This is a genomic window from Streptomyces odontomachi (assembly GCF_024435355.1).
Taxonomy (GTDB): Bacteria; Actinomycetota; Actinomycetes; order Streptomycetales; family Streptomycetaceae; genus Streptomyces; species Streptomyces odontomachi.
This window is the reverse complement of record NZ_JAMJWG010000001.1, coordinates 727,352-747,057: the sequence shown is the minus strand read 5'-3', so window position 1 is coordinate 747,057 and position 19,706 is coordinate 727,352. Positions and strand designations below refer to the sequence as shown.

The window sequence follows — 19,706 nt, the reverse complement described above, 5'->3', positions numbered from 1 at the left end:
CCGCCGGGACACGCGGTGCGGGACGGGCACGTGGTGCGGGACGACCCGGCAGGAGGACGTGGTTCCCGGCGGGTGCGCGGGGTCACTCCTGGCGGGCCGCCGGTCCTCAGTTGAAGGCGTCGGTGAACGCCAGGGGGCTCTGCGACACCCCGCTACAGGTCGACGAGGCGTCGGGCCTGGCGACCTGCTGCGCCGCCACGCCACCACACGCCGTGTCACGGTTCACGGACCAGAAGGACAGCCGGCCGACGCCGTGGCTCGCGGCCCAGCTCGCCACCGTGGCGGCGTTGGCGAGGGAGAAGACCGAGCCGTCGTCGTTGACGCCGATCATGGGTGTGATGCCCACGTTGCCGTAGCCGTAGCCGGAGTCGACCGACTGCATCTGGCCCAGCGTCGCCTCGGCCGCGGAGATGGCCGCCTGGCCCATGTCCTGGGAGCCCTGGTAGTAGTCCATCGTCATGATGTTGACGTTGTCGATCTTGACACCCGCGCTCTTGGCGGCCTTGATGATGTTGACGCCGTCGGCGGTGAGCCCGCTGGGCAGCACCGGGAGGGTCACGGAGAAGGTCAGGCTGGGGTTGGCCGCCTTCAGGGTCTTCATCGCCTGCATGTTGCGGGTCGCCGCTGCGGTGTCCGCGATGGCCGCACCCTCGATGTCGAAGTCCAGCGAGTTGACCCCGTAGGAGTCGATGATCTTCTGGTAGCCGGCCGTGATGGCGCTCTGGTCGGTGCAGGACCAGGCGAGCGGCAGGCCGGCCGCGCCGCCGGAGGAGATGATGACGGACGCGCCTTCGGACTGGGCCTTGCGGATCAGCGGGTCGGTGAAGGAGTCGTTGCCGACCGGGAGGGTGTCACCCCAGATCTGGTTGCACCCCGAGCCGAGCACGAAGGCGGCGGTGAAGGTCTTGACGCCGTGGCCGGTGATGGCTGTGTCGAGCAGCCCCTCGTTGGAGTTGGACATGTCCGTGTACGGCGCGAAGGTGCCCGCCGCCAGCGCCTGGGGCGCCGCCGACGCCGAGGGCACCGCCACGAGCGCCGTACCGACCGTGAGCGCGGCCACCGCCGCGCCCACCGCGGCACGCGAAACCGGCCCGGAGGCGCCTTCGGCGCCCGCGCGGAAACGGGTTCTGGATGAGGGCATGCCAAAGAGAGGTCGGCGCATAGTCGTGTCCTTCCATGACGGCGTGGGGGTGCCGCGTTCCGGCGCCGGCGGATGCGACCCTGCCGGCGCCGGAACACCGAAGCGCCCACCATATTTGGACTAGACCAAAGCCGCCGTCAAGGCCGCTGCCCCAACCTTTGCGGAATACGAGGACGACGGCGACGGGGCCGCCCCGGCGTCAACGCCCCGCCGGCTCCGCCGCGCTGTCGCCCGTCGAACCGTCCGGGCCGGCCTCCGGGACCCGTTCGGCCACCTGCTCCAGGCTCCGTCCGGTACTCCGCGGCCCGAGCAGGCCGATGTCGAGGCAGAGCAGCCCGATCAGCACGGCCGATCCGGTGAAGACCGCGGTCGGGCCGGCCGAGTCGAGCACATGGATCGCGATGAACGGCAGCACGGCCGAGGTGAGGCGGGAGAGCGAGTAGGCGATGCCGATCGCCGAACTGCGCATGCCGGTCGGGAAGATCTCGGTCTGGTAGGTGTGGAAGGCGTTGGAGAAGATGTTGCTGCACACCGTCAGCAGGAAGCCGGCGGCGACGATCAGCCAGGACATCCGGGCGGCCGCGAAGACCACGCCGAGCACCCCGATGCCGACCGCCGAGCCGATGATCAGCAGCTTGCGCTCGATCCGGTCGATCAGCGGCACCGCGAGCGCCGAGCCGATCGGGTAGCCGAGGAAGCTCAACGAGGCGTAGGTGAGCGACTCGGTCACCTCGTACCCCTTCGACAGCAGCACCACCGGTGCCAGCGAGCCGAAGCCGTAGTAGGCCACCGTCTGGAGCACCTGGAAGATCCACAGCATCACCGTGCGGCGCCGGTAGGCCGCGCCGAACATCTCTCCCAGCGGCACATGCCGGCGCACCTCCCCCGGCTCCTCCTCCGCCACCGCCGGCAGCTCCCCGCCCGTCTCGGCACGCACCCGTTCTTCGATGCCGGTGACCAGGACGGCCGCCTCGTCCGCCCGGCCCTGGGCGAGCAGCCAGCGCGGTGACTCCGGCAGCCGGCTGCGGGCCACCCATATCAGCAACGCACCGAGCGCGCCGAACACCAGCAGCCACCGCCAGCCGTCCATCCCGAGCAGCTCGTGCTTGGCGACCAGCCGGGCACCCAGCAGGGCGGCGATCGGCACCCCGACGAAACCGACGGTGTAGGCCCAGGAGATGTACCGCCCGCGCACCCGGCGCGGCAGGAACTCGGCCAGGTAGGTGTCGACGAGCACCAGTTCGGCACCGAGCCCCAGACCGGCCAGGAAACGCAGGCCGATGAGCACGCCGAGGTTCGGGGCGAACGCGGCTGCGAGCGAGAACACCGAGTACAGGCCCAGGTTGACCAGGAACATCCGGCGGCGGCCGAGCCGGTCTGCGGCGATGGAAAGGAGGTTGGCGCCGACGAACATGCCGACGAACGCGGAGGCGATGACGGTCGACTTCTGCGTACTGCTCAGCGACCAGGTGTCGGTGAGCACCGCGCCGAGCACTCCGCCGAGGAAGATCTCGTAGAGGTCGAAGAAGGCGCCCAGGCCGACGACGACGATCAGTCGCCAGTGCCAGCCGGTGATGGGGAGCCGGTCAAGGCGGGCGGCGATGGAAGGGGACGGGGAAGGCACGGGGGTCCTCCTGCTCGAGGGCGAGCGCGCGGGCGCCGCCACCGTCCGGTCCGGACGGCGCACGGCGCAAGACGGTGCGCGCCGTGCGCGAGCAGGGTCTGTTCGCGGGCACGGTTTTCTTGCTGGGGTGCTGAGCACCGTACCCCGGGACGCCGGGTGACCTGCAAGGTTGCGGACGCAAGCAAACTGGGCCGGCTTTGTGTGGTCCGCGCGCACACGGCCCGCGGGAGGTGCCTCCCGCGGGCCGGTGTGCGCGCGTCCCTCATGTGCGGTGGTTACGGGCGCCGTGCCCGCGCCCCCGGTCGTGCGCGGGTCAGCCGTTCAGGCCGAAGAAGGTGATCGCCTGGGCGGCTTCGCCGGGCAGCATGAGCGAGTGACCCACGCCGGACAGGCTGTAGGCCTCCACGGGCGCCTGGTCGCTGTCAGCCCCGTAGCGGGTCCGGGTGGTGTTACCGGACGTCTGGGTCGACACGGGGGTCTGGCTCACGCCCAGCACGTTCGTCCACTGCTTTATCTCCTCGCCGAAGTTGTGGTAGTTCAGCGTCGTGTCCGACGTGCCGTGCCACAACTGCACCCGCGGGCGGGCCCCCGAGTACCCCGGGTAGGCGTTGCGGACCATGTCGCCCCACTCCTGGGCGGTGTGGGTGATCTGCCCGCTGGAGCACTGGCTGTTCCACGAGGAGCCGTCCGTCGTGGCGAAGCACGCGAAGGGCACGCCCATGAAGGCGGCGCCGGCCTTGAAGATGTCCGGGTAGTCGCCGAGCAGGACGTCCGTCTCCATCGCGCCGGACGACGCGCCCGCCACGAACACCCGGCTCGCGTCGGCCTGGTTGTGCTGCTCGACGTACGTGACCATCGACGCGATCGACGTCGGGTCACTACCGCCGTCGTGCTTGAGCGCCTGCGGCGAGGAGACGTCGAAGCACTGGCCCGAGACATTGGCGTCCGGGTAGATCACGATGAAGCCGTGCTGGTCCGCCAGTGAGCGGAACTCCGTGCCGGAGAAGAAGCCCGGACCGGTACCGGTGCAGTAGTGCACCGCGACCAGGATCGCCGGGTTGGCCTTCACGCTGTCGGGCACGTACTCGTACATCCGCAGGTTGCCCGGGTTGTTGCCGAAGTTGGTCACCTCCTGCAACGAGGCGGTGGCACCGGACGGCGCGGCACTGGCCGACGTCGCGGCCATCGCACCGGCGGTCAGCAGCAGCGTGGCCGCCAGGGCGGTCACGGTTGCCCTCAATCTCTTGGGCATGAGCAGGTCCTTCCCCTGGACTGCGGGTGTGTGGGGGTGTCGCCGTCGTCGCATGGCAGCCGGGGCACCACGCCCTCCGATCCGGCGGTCGTGCGCATGACACAAGGAAGGGCATTCGAAAAATTTCGAAGCACCGAGAGGAAGTATCGACCCATCCAGCCCTTCGCAATAGGCGGCTGGAGAGCAACTTTACTTACCCATTACTTTTTTGCAGGGAAAACTTCCCATCAACAGGGATTGAAAGGGTATTTGACGAGCCTTGAAGTGCCGATAGTTTCGGCCCAGTTTTCGAAGTACCGAACACCCCGCGTCGTCTGCGTGGCCGGCGGCACCGGAATGGCACCCTCAGCGCTGCGCATCACCGCGGGGCCCGGCAGCGGGGGAAGTCGGGGCGAGGACGGTACGGAACGTCACCGACACCCGCCGGCTCCGGGGAACCCGCCCGCCGGGGCCCGGATCGCTCTTGCGGGCCGCGATGGCGTGCCGCCACGTGTAGCGCGCCGGGCCGGTCATCACGCAGAGGCTGCCGGGTGCCAGGTACACCCCGGCCTTCGTGCCGTCCACCGGATGGGTGAAGTCCATGACGCAGCCGGAACCGAGCGAGATCGCGGCGACCACCGGGCCGAAGCAGGGCACGCAGTCCACGTGCGCGCTGATGCCCTGGCCCGGCTGGTACTCGTTGACGATCACCTGGTCGGCGGCCTCGTCCATGAGCCCCTCGCTGACCAGCCGGGCGGCCTGCTCGCGGGCCCAGGAGGGCACGTCGGGTGCGGTCCGCGCCGCCGGGTCGGCGCGCACGCTGCGCCGTCCGTAGTCGTAGCGGTGACCGTAGTGCTGCACCCGTCGGCGCAACTCCGCGGACCACTCGGCGGCGTCGATGCGGGACAGCGTCTTCCCGCATGCGGCGGGCGTGAGCCAGTCGGCGACGTACCGCAGGCCCGGTACCGGCAGGAGGGACGGGTCGCCGTCCGCGTCAAGGGAAAGGTGTTCGAAGCCCGCAGCCATGGCCGAAGCGTAGCCAGCTCGTCAGCACGCCGTGCGACCGTTGCGCGATCAGCCGATCGGGGCGCTTCAGGAGTCCGCCGGTGGCAGTGACACGCGACGGCGCGCCGCCGGCTGGCCTCGCACCGTCGTCTGCGGACAGGAACACTGGGAGGTAGCAGGAGGCATCGACCACGGCGAGGCTGGTGGTGATGGGCACGTCCGACAACGTGTACGGCGGTGGCCGGCGCGCCGGGCCCCCGGCGGACGCATGGGCCCGGGTGGTGGTCGACGCGCGTGGCATCGTCACCGAATGGAGCACCGCCGCCCAGCGCCTGCTCGGCTACCCGGCGGACCGGGTCGTGGGGCGACCGGTCATCGCCCTGATGGCCGGCGCCGACGAGGTTGCCGATGTCGTCGGTGCCCGCGGGGGCGGCGGGCCCGCCGACGGGCACGTACTGGTGCGGCACGACGACGGCGGCGTGGTGCGCTGCCGGCTGGCCGTCCGACCGGAGCCGGCGGGCGTCACGGGGCCGCGCTGGAGCGTCCTGCTCGCCCCGGCCGGCGGCGCCCCGGAGATGGGGGACGTCATGGCCCTGCGGGGGGCGCTGTTCACCGAGACTCCGGTGGGTGTCCTCGTCCTCGGTCCCGACCTGCGGCTGCTGGTGTGCAACCCGGCCGCCGAGCAGATGCTGGGCCCACCCGCAGGGGACACCCCAGGACAGCAGCTCAGCGAGGCCTGGCCCGGTTTCGGCTCCGAACGGGCCGAGCAGGTGCTGAGCCGGGTGCTGACGTCGGGCGAGCCGGTGCTCGGCTACCGCAAGCGGGCGCGGCCTCCGGCCGACCCCGATCGCGAGCACGTGTACGGCGCAACCGCCTACCGCCTCGAGGACGCCGCCGGACGGGTGCTGGGCGTGGCCGAGGTCTTCCTCGACGTCACCGAGCGTGACCGCAGGCAGGAGCGGCTCTCCGTGCTGGCGACCGGCGCCCGGATCGGCTCGACCCTCGACGTGGTGCACACCGCGCAGGAGTTCGCCGATCTGGCGGTACCGCACCTCGCCGACAGCGTCGCGCTCGAGGTGCTGGAGGCGGTGCTGCTGGGCGAGGAGCTGTTCCCCGGCCCGGTCGGCGAAGGGGTGGTGCTGCGTCGGGCGGCGTCGCGGTCCCGCCGGGAGGACGTCCAGCCGGGGGTGTACGAGGTGGGTGAGGTCAGCACCTTCCCGCTGGCGGCACCGTCCTCCAAGGCCCTGGCCGATCTACGGCCACGCCTGGTCAGCCCGGTGCGGGACGACAGCGACTGGGTGCTCCGCGATCCGCTCAGGGGGCGGCGGATGCTGGAGGACAAGGTCCACTCCCTGATGCTGGTGCCGCTGGTCGCGCGCGACCTCGTGCTGGGCATCGTCACCCTCTACCGCTGGTCGGACCTGGGCCCCTTCACCGACGACGATCTGTCCCTGGTGTCGGAGCTCGCCCATCGCACGGCCCTGGGCCTGGACAACGCCCGCCGGTACGTGCGCGTGCACACCTCCCTCGTCTCGTTGCAGCGCAGCCTGCTGCCGCAGGACCTGCCGACGCAGGACGGCCTCGAGGTGGCGCACCGCTACATCCGCGGCGGCTCCGGCGGCGACTGGGTCGACGTCATCCCGCTGTCGGGCGCCCGGCTGGCACTGGTGGCCGGCGGAGCCGCCGATCGCGGCATGGCGGCCGCGGCCACCATGGGGCGGCTGCGCGCGGCCGTCGACACCCTCTCGGACCTGGACCTGGAACCCGACGAGCTCCTCGCGCGCCTCGACGACCTGGTGTTCCGGATGGCCGGGGACGACGGCCGGGCCAGGACCGGGCGCGTCACGGACGGCACGGAGGGCAGCGGTGTGGGCTCCACCTGTCTGTACCTGGTGTACGACCCGGTCTCCCGGCACTGCAGCCTGGCATCGGCCGGGCACCCGGGACCGATCGTCCGCTACCCCGACGGCCGGGTGGAGACCCTGCAACCGCCGCGTGCCGAGCCGCTGGGCATGCCGGGGCCGCCGTTCGGCACGCTGGAGCTGGACCTTCCGGAGGGGGCCCTGCTCACCCTGTACACCCCCGGTCTGTTCCAGGCGTACGGGGCGACGGCGGGGCAGCAACGGCTGACCACGCTGCTGACGGATCCGCCGGACCTTCCCGACGAGGCGTGCCGGGCGTTCAGCACGGCGCTCCTGCCGGCCCGGCCGGCCGACGACGCCGCGCTGCTGGTGGCGCGCACCCATCAACTGGGTGAGGACCGGACGGCTTCGTGGGAGCTGCCGGCCGACCCCGCGGTCGTCGCCACCGCCCGCTCCCTCGTCGCCGGACAGCTCTCCTCGTGGGGCCTGGACGATGCGGCGTTCGTCACCGAACTGATCGTCAGCGAGCTGGTCACCAACGCGATCCGGCACGCCAAGGCACCCATCGGACTGCGGCTGATCCGTGGCTCCACGCTGACCTGCGAGGTCTCCGACGGAAGCGGTTCCGCGCCGCGACTGCGCCATGCCCACACCACCGACGAAGGGGGCCGCGGGCTGCTCCTGGTGGCCCAGTTCGCCGAGCGTTGGGGCACCCGCTACACCGGTGCGGGCAAGACCATCTGGACCGAGCAGCGCATCGACAGCACCAGCGGATAGCTCGGCAGGGAGCAGCCGTCCGGTCCGGCACCCCGCTGGCGCGGGTGGCCTGGCTGCGCGGTAGGGCGTCGGGATTCCGCTGTCCGCCGTTGCGGCTATCGCGGGGAACACGCCCGCGCCGCTCAGCCGGATCCGGCCTGCCGCGCTCCAAGATTGCCCCGGAATCGAGTGCCGATCCGACAGGTGCCGGGCAACGGCCGTCCGAGGTCAGGACCGGGCGACAGCCGGACCGGGCTCGCCATACGACGTGAAGTCCGAGGTGAGTGCCGTGACCGATCAGCGGGCCTCCGTGCCTGTCACCGAGTCCGCCGCCGTGCAGACCCGGGGACCGCACAGCGTCCCGGTGGAGCTGTCCGTGAACGGCACCGAGTACGTGGTCGACCTGGAACCCCGGGTGAGCCTGCTGGACGTGCTGCGCGAGCGCCTGGAGCTGACGGGCACCAAGAAGGGCTGCGACCAGGGAACCTGCGGGGCTTGCACGGTGTGGGTGGAGGGCCGTCGGGTGCTGTCCTGCCTGACCCTCGCCATCGCCTGCGAGGGCCTCCAGACGGCCACCGTCGAAGGGCTCGCCGACGGCGCCGAACTGCATCCGATGCAGCGGGCGTTCCTGGAGCAGGACGCCTTCCAGTGCGGCTACTGCACACCGGGTCAGCTGATGTCCGCGATCGCCCTGCTGGAGGAGGGCCACGCCGGGTCCGACGAGGAGATCGCCGAGTGGATGAGCGGCAACCTCTGCCGGTGCGCGGCCTACCCCCACATCCGTTCCGCCATCCGTACCGTGCGCGACCAGAGGACGGGCGACTGACATGCGAACGATCAGCTACACCCGCCCGAGCGATGTGCCCGGCGCCATCGCGGCGGTGACCGCCGATCCGGGCAGCGCCTACCTGGCGGGCGGCACCACCGAGATCGACCTGCTCCGCCTCGACGTGCTGCGCCCCAGGCATCTGGTGGACGTGGGCCGGCTGCCGTTGACGGCCATCGAGGACCTCGACGACGGGGGGATGCGGATCGGCGCGATGTGCCGCATGAGCGACGTCGCCGAGTCCCCGGCCGTGGCGCGGAAGTTCCCGATGCTCTCCCAGGCGCTGCTCCAGGGAGCCTCCCCCCAGTTGCGCCACATGGCCTCCATGGGCGGCAACCTGATGCAGCGGGTGCGCTGCTCCTACTACCGGGACACCGAGTCGGCCTGCAACAAGCGGGTGCCGGGCAGCGGGTGCGCGGCCCTGGACGGGGTGAACCGCGGCCATGCCGTCCTCGGCACCAGCGAGCAGTGCATCGCCACCCACCCCTCGGACCTGGCCGTCGCACTCGTCGCCCTGGACGCCATGGTGCACGTGGAGGGCGAGACCGGGCCCCGGGTGATCCCCGCGGACGACTTCTTCCTGCTCCCCGGCGACACACCGGAGCGGGAACATCCGCTTGCCCCGGGCGAGCTGATCACGGCGATCGGGCTGCCCGCGGTCCCGATGGCCCGCGGGTCGCTGTACCTCAAGGTGCGTGACCGCGCGTCCTACGAGTTCGCGCTCGCCTCCGTCGCGGTGGCGCTGGCGCTTCAGGACGGGGTGATCCAGGAGGTCCGCCTGGCCCTGGGCGGGGTGGCCACCAAGCCGTGGCGGGCGCGTCGCGCCGAGGCGGTGCTGACCGGGCAGCCACCGGGCGCCGACCTGTTCGACCGTGCGGCGGTCGAGGAGCTGGAGCCCGCCCAGCCGCGCCCGATGAACGCGTTCAAGGTGCAGCTCGCCCGGCGGACCATGGTCCGCGCCCTGCACACGGCCGCCGAGGCGGGAGGATTCGCATGACCACCGGAGCCACCCTCGAAGCCGTCGGCCAGCCCCTCGACCGCGTCGACGGCCCCGCCAAGGTCACCGGAGGGGCCCGCTACTCGGCCGAGATCGCCCTGCCGGGCATCACGTACGCCGCCCTCGTCGGCGCCCGTATCGCCGAAGGGCGCGTCACCGGCATGGACACCACCGCCGCCGAACGCGCCCCGGGTGTGCTCGCCGTGCTCACCCACCGGAACCTGCCGAGGGTGGCCAAGGTGCGGCTGCTGCCGTCGCTGGCCGGCCACGCCGCCCCCGGGGAGACCTTCTTCCCCATGCAGGACGACGTGGTGCACTACTTCGGCCAGCCGGTGGCCCTGGTGATCGCCGACGCCCCGGAACGCGCCCGGTTCGCGGCGCGCCAGGTCCACGTCGACTACGAAGCGGGCGTTCCGACGACGACGGTGGACCAGGGCCGGGAGCATGCGTACGAGCCCGATGCCATCTTCGCGGGCTTCATCCCCGGACGCAGCTCCCGCGGTGACGTCGAGGCCGGGCTCCGCGAAGCGGACGCCCGCGTCGACCTCACGTACCGAATGGCCCCCAACCACCACAACCCGATCGAGCCGTCCGCCACCACCGCCGTCTGGGACGGCGACCGGCTCACCCTGTACGACTCCACGCAGGGCATCGCCGCGAGCCAGAACACCGTCGCCGCACTGCTGGGCATCGCGCCGTCGAAGGTGCGGGTGCGCGCCGACTTCGTCGGGGGCGGGTTCGGCTGCAAGGCCATGATCTGGCCGCATGTCACGCTGGCCGCGCTGGCGGCGCGGCACGTGGACCGGCCCGTGAAGCTGGCGCTGACCAGGGAGCAGATGTTCACCTCGTGCGGGCACCGCGAGGCCCAGGAGCAGCGCATCGAGCTCGGGGCGAAGAGCGACGGCAGGCTCACCGCGCTGCGCCACCACAAGCTCTCCCTCACCTCGCACTTCGACGACTGGGCCGAGCCGTCGCTGAGCGTCGCATCGCAGGCCTACGACTGCCCGAACTACGAGGGCGTCTACCGTCTCATCCGCAGCAACACGATGACGCCCACCTTCACCCGCGGGCCCGGCGAGACGACCGGCATGTACGCCATGGAATGCGCCGTGGACGAGCTCGCCCACACCCTCGGCATCGACCCGCTGGAGATGCGCCTGCGCAACCACGCCGGCGCCGACCCCGTCAGCGGCAACCCGTGGTCGAGCGACGGCGCCGAGGAGTGCTACCGGCGCGGCGCGGAACGCTTCGGTTGGCAGTCGCGCAACCCGGAGCCACGTTCCGAGCGGGACGGCGACTGGCTCATCGGCAAGGGCATGGCCACCGCCGGGTACCCGCAGGTCTTCCCCATGCAGCCGCAGCGCGCCCGGGCCCGCCTGTACGCCGACGGGTCGGCGGTGGTGCAGTGCGGCACGCAGGACATCGGCACCGGAGTCGCCACCGCCATGACCCAGGTCGCCGCCGACGGTCTCGGGGTGGCGGTGGGCGACGTCCACTTCCAGTACGGCGACACCGATCTGCCGAACGTCGCCGCCGCGGTCGGCTCGGCGGGCTCCGGCATGATCAGCGCCGCGGTGCACACGGCGGCCACCACCCTGCGCGAGCAGCTGATCCGGCAGGCCGTGGCGGACCCGCAGTCCCCCCTGCACGGCGCTTCCCCGGCCGGCGTCGTGGTACGCGGCGGCCGCATGGAGCTGAAGGAGCGGCCGGACACCGGGGAGTCGTACAGCGACCTGATGCAGCGGCGCTTCCTGACCGACATGGACGCGATCGGCAGCTGGCAACCGCCGGGGTCCGACACCCCGTACGGGCTGGTCACCTTCGGCGCCCAGTTCGCCGAGGTCGCGGTCGACCCCGAGCTGGGCGTGGTCCGGGTACGGCGGATGGTCAGCGCGATGGCGCCGGGCCGCGTCCTCAACGCCAAGATGGCGCACAGCCAGGTGATGGGCGGCATGCTGTGGGGCATGAGCCAGGCCCTGCTGGAGGGCACGTTCATCGACACCCGGGACGGCCGCTGGGCGAACGCGAGCCTCGGGGAGTACCTGGTCCCGGTGAACGCGGACGCGCCCGACGTCGAGATCGAGTTCGTGGAGATGGACGATCCCATCGTCAACCCGCTGGGGGTCAAGGGCCTCGGCGAGGTGGGCATGGTCGGCGCGGCTGCCGCGGTGGCCAATGCGGTGTTCCACGCCACGGGGCGCCGGGTGCGGGAGCTGCCGATCCGGATCGAGCACCTGCTGTAGCGGGTCCGGGGAGCCCGGCCGGCTCAGATGGTCACGTCTGCCCCCATCGAGAAGTGCACCATCCGCTCGAACCAGCTCCAGAACGGGGCCGTCCCGCCGGCGTCGGGATCGTCCTCGGGCCCGTACCACGCGACGATGGGGTTGCCGAACGCGTCGAGCACGTCCAGGTCCAGGGTGCAGACCCCGTCGCCCCAGCCCCACCCGGCGAACTCGACGAACCGCCCCCGGAACGCGTCCGGGTCCTCGTCGGCGCGCTGTCCGCGGCGGTGCGCTGCGCCGGTGTCCACGCCGGCCGGCTCGCCCCGGACGTCCCGGAGATCGAGGTCGCCGGTATGGATCCGGCTGGCCCAGGTGCTGAACGCCAGCGAAGCGTGCACGGCGGCCAGTTCGCGCAGCGGCGCCGGGAGCGGGCCGCCGAGCGGGTGGACCGGCAAACGGTCGGACGTGGTACGAGGCGGCCCTGCCCAGCACAGGTCGGCCCGGATGACGTCGGCGCCCATCAGCTCCTCGACCGACCACGCCGCCCAGTCGATGTCGCGGTCCCACCGGGATGCGGCACCGTACAGATAGGCCAGGCGGGAGCCGGTGGCATGGCGGACCAGGGCCACCGCGAACACCCGCCGCGCCAGCTCGTCGACGGCCGCCGGGGCACGGTCCGCAAGCGGTGCCCACACCTGGCGGACCACCTGCTCGGGGTCGGCGAGGCGGGGCAGGTGCCAGGGGTTGTCCGTGGGGAATCCGGTGCTGCCACGGCCGCCGCGCAACGTCAGACCGCACAGCTCCAGTTCGGGCCGGCGCTCCCCGTCCCATGCGATGAGGTCGAGCAGGGAGTGCATCCGGCGGTCCGAGCACAGCCACTCGCCGATCGCGGCCGGGTCACGGGAGGCCAGCAGGCCGCGCCCGGCGGCCGCCCGGGCGTCGAGGTCACCACGGGCGTGCCGCTGGTGGTAGCAGTGCGCCGCCCGGCGGTAGCGGACCAGCAGGTCGGCCACCGGCACCCGCGGTGGGACCCGTGGCACCGGCGGTGTCTGCTCCGGGCTGCGCGGCAACACCGTCCACTGCGCCGGGCCGGCCGGCTCCGGTGCCGCCGCCACCCCGGTGAGCGCGAGCCAGACGGTCTCCAGCGCCATCCCGGCCAGCGGGGTGGCGTCCGTCAGCGGGGCGTGCACGATGACGAGGCGGCGCAAGGCGGGCAGCGCGGTGAGCTGGTGGACGTCGTCGATGCGGGTGTCCGTCAGCTCGAGGGAGGTCAGCGCGGGCAGGGCGGCCAGCGGGCGCAGGTCGGTGGTGCGTGTCCGGCGCAGGATCAGCTCGTCCAGGCGGGTGAGCGAGGCCAGCGGGGCGAGGTCGGTCACCGGCGCCTCGATCTCCAGGGTCTCCAGCCGTGTCAGGGCCGCCAGTGGCCTCAGGTCGGTCAGCCGTTTCGACGTCAGGTCCAGGTCCCGCAGGCCGGGCAGCCGGGACAACGCGCCGAGGTCGCACATGTCGTGGCACTCGACGACCAGCGGCTGGTCCTCCGCCTCGGCACCCCACCGTCGGCGGTGCGCCTCGACCGCCCGCTCGACCGTGGTGTCGGGCGGCACCCCCGCCCGTCCGCCGCGGTTGGTCCGCTCGTACGCGAACCGCCCCAGGCCGTCATCGGTGCGCTTGCGCCGCGTCACGGGCCCTCTCCCCCACGTCGCCTGACATCCGGTGGGGAACGGTACGCGTCCGGCGTCGGCGCGCGCTGCCCGATATCCGGGGACGCCTCCTCGTCCGCGTCGGCCTGCCCGTCCGCACTCCGCAGCCGGACGCGGGCGGGCCGTGGGGTCAGTCCGGGTGGCCCCCGTCGCCCGGTTCGTGCCGCTTCGGCGCGGTGCCGCCCGCGGCCCATGTGCTGCCCCCGCCCGCGTGTGCCGCGTCCCGGTGCCGCTGCGCGGACGGCAGGAGGTAGGGGACGCTGGTGACCATCACGCCCGGGGTGAACAGCAGGCGGGTCTTGAGCCGCAGCGCGGTCTGGTTGTGCAGGAGCTGCTCCCACCACCGGCCCAGCACGTACTCCGGGACGAAGACGGTGACCACGTCGCGTGGGCTCTCGCGGCGCCGGGTGCGCACGTACTCCAGCACCGGCCGGCTCATCTCCCGGTAGGGCGAGTCGAGCACGACCAGCGGCACCCCCATCTCGTGCTCGTCCCACGACCTGCGCAGGGCCGCGGTCTCGGTGGGATCGACGCTGATGGTGAGCGCCTCGACCGAGCTGGGGTGGATCGACTGGGCATAGCCGACCGCCCGCAGGGTGGGGGCGTGGATCTTGGAGACGAGCACGATGGCGTGGTTGTTCGACGGTGGCTCGGGGTGGGCGTCCGGTGCGACCGCCAGTTCCGTGGAGATCAGCTCGTAGTGCCGGTGCACGGCCCTCATCGCCAGGAACAGCAGCGGCATGGCGACGGTGACGATGTACGCGCCGTGCGTGAACTTGGTGATCAGCACGATCACCAGGACGATCCCGGTGAAGGTGGCGCCGGTCGCGTTGATCGCCCGGGAGCGGTGCATCCTGCGGCGCTCCGCCGGGTCGACGGTGCCGCGCAGCTCCTTGCGCCAGTGCTGGACTATGCCGGTCTGGGAGAGCGTGAAGGAGACGAACACGCCGATGATGTAGAGCTGGATGATCGCGGTGACCTTGGCCTGGAAGACGACGATCAGCCCGATGGCCGCCGCGGCGAGCAGCACGATGCCGTTGGAGAAGACCAGCCGGTCACCGCGGTTGAGCAACTGGCGGGGCAGGTAACGGTCCTGGGCGAGGATCGAGGCCAGCATCGGGAAGCCGTTGAAGGCGGTGTTGGCGGCCAGCACCAGGATCCCGGCCGTGGCGGCCTGCACGTAGTAGAAGAGGAAGTTCCAGTCACCGAAGGCCGCCTTGGCCACCTGCGCGAGCGCGGTGGGGGTGTGCGCGCCGGCCGGCAGGCCGAGCTCGGTGGGGTCGCCGGCGACGTGTACGTGGCAGACGAGCGCGAGCGCGGTGATGCCGGTGAACATGGTCACCGACAGGGCACCCATGACGGCCAGGGTGGTGGCGGCGTTGCGGGCCTTGGGCCTGCGGAAGGCGGGCACACCGTTGCTGATCGCCTCCACCCCGGTCAGCGCCGTGCAGCCGGAGGCGAACGCCCGCATGGCCAGCAGCACCAGGCCGAGGCCGGCGAAGGTGCCGGTGGCGTGGATCGGCAGATGCGCGGACTCGGCCTCGAGGTGCGCACCGACCGCGGACCGCACCGCGGCGAACACGAACATCACGCCGACGCCGAGCACGAAACCGTAGGTCGGGACGGCGAAGATCCGCCCGGACTCCCGGACGCCGCGCAGGTTCAGCAGGGTGAGCAGCAGCACGCACGCGATGGACAGCGCCACCGCGTGCCGGGCCAGGGCCGGTGCGGCGGACGTGATCGCGGCCACTCCGGCGACGACGGAGACGGCGACGGTGAGGACGTAGTCGACCAGCAACGCGCTGGCCGCGGTGAGCGCGGCCGTGGCCCCGAGGTTGTCGGCGCTGACGACGTAGGCCCCGCCCCCGTTCGGGTAGGCGTGGCAGGTCTGCCGGTACGAGGCGGTGACCACCACCAGCAGCGCCACGATGGCGGCGCCCACCCACCAGGACAGGTGCAGCAGGGTCGTACCGCCCAGGGCCAGGATCAGCAGGATCTCCTCGGTGGCGTACGCGACCGACGAGAGCGGGTCGCTACAGAACACCGGCAGCGCGATCCGCTTGGGCAGCAGAGTCTCCCCGATCTGCGTGGTGCGCAGCGGACGGCCCAGGAGGAACCGTTTGGGGAAGGTGGTCACTGCCGCAATGCTAGGGATGCAGGGCGTCCAGAATGCGCATCGACTACGTCCGCGTGTCCGGTGTGGTGCGGGGCGGGACGAGGCGGTGGTACGCCCGGACGGCGTGGCCGGTGCGGGCGGCCGCGAGGCCGAGGAGGGGTGCGCCCAGCAGGACGGCCAGCCGGGCCAGGTCCTCGGAGCCGGCCCAGCCCAGCTCGCCCTCGCGGTGGACGACGAAACCGTCGTACGCCAACCAGCACAGCACGGCGATCCCCGGCGCGGCGGCGGCCCGCGCGGCAAGCCCGAGGACCGCGCCCAGCAGGCAGTAGCCGGCGAGGGCGGCGACCGGATGTGCCAGGGCACCGGCCATCGTGAGCACCGGCACCAGCAGCAGGGACCCGGCGAACGCGGCCGCCCACACGAAGGGTGTGGCGACCGGTTCCGGAACGGCACGCAGGACGCGCCCCCGCAGCCCTCGCAGCTGCACCGGCATGGTCATGGCCCCTCCTGCGTCCGTCTTGCACGGCGGGTACGGCGACCGGCTGCCGCCCCGGTGGTGGCGCACGCCGTCCCGCACCGTCAGCAGACCGCGTGAGCCGGCCGGCGACGCCGTGTGTTGACACCTTCCGATCGCTTCGTCGGCGTTTCTTGACGCGTTGCCAACGCGGATGCCGCCGGGTGGCGGCCGAAGCTCACCCCACGGACGGACGGCCCACCCGCCTGACGGCACGGCACCGGCCAACCGCCCTGCTCAGCTCCGGTCGGGGGTGAGCCACAATGGGCGCGGGGCCCCGCAGCGCAGGTGACGGGGCCCTTGCTAGGGAGGTGAGTGGCGGATGGCACGCGGGCGCTTGCGTATCTACCTGGGCGCCGCGCCGGGCGTCGGCAAGACCTACGCCATGCTCGGCGAGGCCCACCGCCGCCGGAGCCGCGGCACCGACGTGGTCGTCGGCTTCGTGGAGACCCATGGCCGGGCCCGCACCGTCGAGCAGGTGGAGGGCCTGGAGGTCATCCCGCGCAGATCCCTGACCCACCGGGGTGCCGGTTTCACCGAGCTCGACGTCGAGGCGGTCATCGCCCGGCGCCCCGAGGTGGCACTCATCGACGAACTGGCGCACACCAACGTGCCGGGCTCCCCCAACGACAAGCGCTGGCAGGACATCGAGGAGATCCTGGACGCCGGCATCGACGTGGTGTCCAACGTCAACATCCAGCACCTGGACTCGTTGAACGACGTCGTCCAGCAGATCACCGGAGTGCCCCAGCGCGAGACGGTGCCCGATGAGGTGGTGCGCCGCGCCGAGCAGGTCGAACTGATCGACATGAGCCCCGAGGCACTGCGCCGGCGGATGGCGCACGGCAACGTCTACGGCCCCGACAAGGTCGACGCCGCCCTCGGCAACTACTTCCGGGTCGGCAACCTGACGGCGCTGCGCGAGCTGGCGTTGCTGTGGCTGGCCGACAAGGTGGACGACCAGCTGGACCGCTACCGTGCCGCGCACCGCATCCGCGGCACCTGGGAGGCACGCGAGCGGGTCCTCGTGGCGCTCACCGGCGGGTCGGAGGGCGAGACGCTGGTGCGCCGCGCGGCACGCATCGCCGACCGCACCAAGGGCGCCGACCTGCTGGCCGTGCACGTCGCCCGCAACGACGGTCTGATCGACGCGAGCCCCGCCAACCTGACCCGGCAGCGGGCGCTGGTGGAGAACCTCGGCGGGACCTACCACCAGGTCGTCGGCGAGGACGTGCCCACGGCACTGCTCGACTTCGCCCGCGGGGTCAACGCCACCCAGCTGGTGCTCGGCGCGTCCCGGCGGAGCCGCCTCGCGCAGGTGTTCTCGCGCGGTGTGGGGGTCACCGCGACCGCGCTGTCGGGGCCGATCGACGTGCACCTGGTGCCCCACGAGGAGGTGGGCCGGGGCAGCCGTGCCGCCGGCCCGAGCGGAGCGATCGCCGGCCGTCGGCGGGCCGCCGGCTTCGTACTCGCCGCGGTGGGGCTGCCGCTGCTCACCCTGCTGCTGGCGGCCGGCCTCTCCGGTCTGTCGCTGCCCAGCAACATCCTGTTGTTCCTGGCCGCGGTGGTCGGGGTGGCGCTGGTCGGCGGGCTCTATCCGGCGCTGTTCGCCGCCGTCCTGGGCTCGCTGCTGCTCAACTTCTTCTTCACCCCGCCGCTGCACGCCTTCACCATCGCCGAGCACGAGAACCTGCTGGCGCTGGTGGTCTACATCGCGGTGGCGGTGGCCGTGAGCACCGTCGTCGACCTGTCGTCGCGCCGTAGCCGGGAGGCCGCCGAGGCGAGAGCCGACGCCCAGGTGCTGTCCACCCTGGCGGGAGACATGCTCCGCGACGCCGACCAGGACATGGCGTCGACCCCCGACCGGCCGGCGCACCGGGGCGTGACGGGCATCCTGGAGCGGCTGCGCGAGACGTTCACGCTGACCTCGGTGACCCTCCTGGAGCGCCGTCCCGAGGCGCCGCAGACCCCCCGCACGCAGAGCGACCCGCAGGCCTGGCGCATCGTCGCCACCACCGGCGGCCCGCCCTGCGCCACCCCCGACGAGGGCAACGCGGACGTCCTGGTGGACGACTCCCTGACGCTTGCGCTGCGCGGCCGTACGCTCCCCGCATCCGACCGGCGGGTGCTGGAGGCGTTCGGCGCCCAGGCGGCCGTCGCACTGCGTCACCAGCGGCTGGCCGAGACCGCCGAGCAGGTCCGGCCGCTGGCCGCGGCGGACCGGATGCGCACCGCGCTGCTCAATGCCGTCAGCCACGACCTGCGCACCCCGCTGTCGTCCGCCAAGGTGGCCGTGGACAGCCTGCGCAGTCCGGACGTGGACTGGAGCCCGGAGGACCGCGACGAACTGATCGCCACCGCGGCGGAGTCACTCGACCGGCTCGACCGGCTGATCGCCAACCTGCTCGACATGAGCCGGCTCCAGGCCGGCGCGCTGGGTGTCTCCCTCGCACCGGTCACGGCGCAGGAGGCGGTCGCCAGTGCGCTCACCGATGTGGCACCCGAACAGGTGGAGGTGCGCACCCCCGGCGGTCTGCCGGATCTCATCGCGGATGCCGTCCTGCTGGAGCGGGTGCTGGCCAATCTGATCGCCAACGCGGTGCGCCACACCCCCGCCGGGACGCCGGTGCTCGTCACCGCCAGCGCCCATGCCGACCATCTGGAACTGCGTGTCATCGATCGCGGTCCCGGCATCCCGCGGGGCGACTGGGACCGGGTCTTCGAACCGTTCCAGCGGCTCGGCGACCGCAGCCACCGCACGGGCGTCGGCCTGGGCCTCGCCCTCGCCCGGGGTCTCACCGAGGCGATGGGCGGTTCCCTCGCCCCGGAGGAGACGCCCGGCGGCGGGATCACCATGGTCCTCACCCTGCCCGCCGGCCCGGTCGCAGCGGGCCCGGGTTCGGCCGACGGTGCGACGCTGCCTGACGAGGTATCCGCGGAGCGCACGGCACAACCGGACGACCCGCCCGCCGACGCGTCGGCCACGGGGTCCTCCCCACCCGACGCCGGTCAGGGCTCGAACCGATAGCCCATGCCCGGTTCGGTGACGAGGTGGCGGGGGCGGGAGGGGTCGACCTCCAGCTTGCGGCGCAGCTGGGCCATGTAGACCCGCAGGTAGTTCGTCTCGGTGCCGTAGCCGGGCCCCCAGACCTCGCGGAGCAGCTGCTTCTGGGTGACCAGCCGGCCGGTGTTGCGCACCAGGACGTCCAGCAGGTGCCATTCGGTGGGCGTCAGCCGTATGTCGGTGCCGCTCTTGTTCACCTTCTTGGCCGCCAGGTCGACGGTGAAGGCCGCGGTCTCGACCACGGAGGTGTCGCCGGTGCCCTCGGCGGACGCGGCCCTGCGCACCGCGGCGCGCAGGCGGGCCAGCAGCTCGTCCATGCCGAAGGGCTTGGTGACGTAGTCGTCGGCGCCGGCGTCGAGGGCCTCGACCTTCTCGTCGGAGGCGTGCCGGGCGGACAGCACGATGATGGGGACGCGGGTCCAGCCGCGCAGCCCCTTGACGACCTCGATGCCGTCCATGTCCGGCAGGCCGAGGTCGAGGACGATCACGTCCGGGTGGCGGGCGGCGGCCAGCCGAAGCGCCTCCGCACCGTCGTACGCCGCGTCCACCTCGTACGTGCGGGCCCGCAGGTTGATCCTCAGGGCGCGGACGATCTGGGGTTCGTCATCCACCACAAGCACGCGATGCATCGGCGTGTCCTCATTCCTG

General features: G+C 72.4%; 13 protein-coding genes. 5 read left to right on the top strand and 8 right to left on the bottom strand.

Annotation, left to right across the window (positions count from 1 at the left end; genetic code table 11):
* Positions 1–106: 106 nt before the first annotated feature.
* The 4 genes from NQO67_RS03110 to NQO67_RS03095 all read right to left on the bottom strand — a co-directional run bounded on the left by NQO67_RS03110 (position 107) and on the right by NQO67_RS03095 (position 5,022).
* On the bottom strand, positions 107–1,141 hold the full coding sequence (locus NQO67_RS03110) for a chitinase (RefSeq protein WP_255946044.1): 1,035 nt from the start codon (positions 1,139–1,141) through the stop codon (positions 107–109).
* 199 nt (positions 1,142–1,340) lie between these two features.
* Positions 1,341–2,765 carry an MFS transporter gene (locus NQO67_RS03105; protein ID WP_255946041.1) on the bottom strand — a complete coding sequence of 475 codons (1,425 nt, stop codon included), beginning with the start codon at positions 2,763–2,765 and terminating at the stop codon, positions 1,341–1,343.
* Positions 2,766–3,078: 313 nt separating this feature from the next.
* Positions 3,079–4,017, bottom strand: coding sequence for an extracellular catalytic domain type 1 short-chain-length polyhydroxyalkanoate depolymerase (locus tag NQO67_RS03100; protein WP_308295610.1), 939 nt, complete (start codon positions 4,015–4,017; stop codon positions 3,079–3,081).
* A gap of 345 nt (positions 4,018–4,362) precedes the next feature.
* Positions 4,363–5,022 carry an alpha-ketoglutarate-dependent dioxygenase AlkB gene (locus tag NQO67_RS03095; RefSeq protein WP_255946039.1) on the bottom strand — a complete coding sequence of 220 codons (660 nt, stop codon included), beginning with the start codon at positions 5,020–5,022 and terminating at the stop codon, positions 4,363–4,365.
* 188 nt (positions 5,023–5,210) lie between these two features.
* Here NQO67_RS03095 and NQO67_RS43665 point away from each other — a divergent pair, with 188 nt between their 5' ends.
* The 4 genes from NQO67_RS43665 (at position 5,211) to NQO67_RS03065 (ending at position 11,685) form a co-directional block, all read left to right on the top strand.
* The gene (locus NQO67_RS43665) at positions 5,211–7,640 is read left to right on the top strand and encodes a SpoIIE family protein phosphatase (protein ID WP_305125258.1); all 2,430 of its coding nucleotides are present in this window, start codon (positions 5,211–5,213) and stop codon (positions 7,638–7,640) included.
* Positions 7,641–7,908: 268 nt separating this feature from the next.
* Complete coding sequence (locus NQO67_RS03075) at positions 7,909–8,445, top strand: (2Fe-2S)-binding protein (RefSeq protein WP_255946037.1); 537 nt, start codon at positions 7,909–7,911, stop codon at positions 8,443–8,445.
* Position 8,446: 1 nt separating this feature from the next.
* Positions 8,447–9,442, top strand: coding sequence for an FAD binding domain-containing protein (locus NQO67_RS03070; protein WP_255946035.1), 996 nt, complete (start codon positions 8,447–8,449; stop codon positions 9,440–9,442).
* Positions 9,439–11,685 carry a xanthine dehydrogenase family protein molybdopterin-binding subunit gene (locus tag NQO67_RS03065; RefSeq protein WP_255946033.1) on the top strand — a complete coding sequence of 749 codons (2,247 nt, stop codon included), beginning with the start codon at positions 9,439–9,441 and terminating at the stop codon, positions 11,683–11,685. The genes NQO67_RS03070 and NQO67_RS03065 overlap by 4 nt, the downstream gene beginning before the upstream one ends.
* 23 nt (positions 11,686–11,708) lie before the next feature.
* Here the strand turns inward: NQO67_RS03065 and NQO67_RS03060 are convergent, their stop codons facing one another.
* The 3 genes from NQO67_RS03060 to NQO67_RS03050 form a co-directional block, all read right to left on the bottom strand.
* Positions 11,709–13,346, bottom strand: coding sequence for a leucine-rich repeat domain-containing protein (locus NQO67_RS03060; protein WP_255946031.1), 1,638 nt, complete (start codon positions 13,344–13,346; stop codon positions 11,709–11,711).
* A 148-nt stretch (positions 13,347–13,494) separates the two neighbouring features.
* A complete protein-coding gene (locus NQO67_RS03055; protein ID WP_255946029.1) occupies positions 13,495–15,501 on the bottom strand; it encodes an APC family permease in 2,007 nt (668 codons plus the stop codon).
* A 43-nt stretch (positions 15,502–15,544) separates the two neighbouring features.
* Positions 15,545–15,979 carry a hypothetical protein gene (locus tag NQO67_RS03050; protein ID WP_255946027.1) on the bottom strand — a complete coding sequence of 145 codons (435 nt, stop codon included), beginning with the start codon at positions 15,977–15,979 and terminating at the stop codon, positions 15,545–15,547.
* A 337-nt stretch (positions 15,980–16,316) separates the two neighbouring features.
* Between NQO67_RS03050 and NQO67_RS03045 the strand changes: the two genes are divergently transcribed.
* Positions 16,317–19,022 carry a DUF4118 domain-containing protein gene (locus tag NQO67_RS03045; protein WP_255946025.1) on the top strand — a complete coding sequence of 902 codons (2,706 nt, stop codon included), beginning with the start codon at positions 16,317–16,319 and terminating at the stop codon, positions 19,020–19,022.
* On the opposite strand, the gene NQO67_RS03040 is transcribed toward NQO67_RS03045, so the two are convergent.
* Positions 19,004–19,687 carry a response regulator gene (locus NQO67_RS03040; RefSeq protein WP_255946023.1) on the bottom strand — a complete coding sequence of 228 codons (684 nt, stop codon included), beginning with the start codon at positions 19,685–19,687 and terminating at the stop codon, positions 19,004–19,006. The two genes, NQO67_RS03045 and NQO67_RS03040, sit on opposite strands and share 19 nt — an antisense overlap.
* Positions 19,688–19,706: the final 19 nt, after the last annotated feature.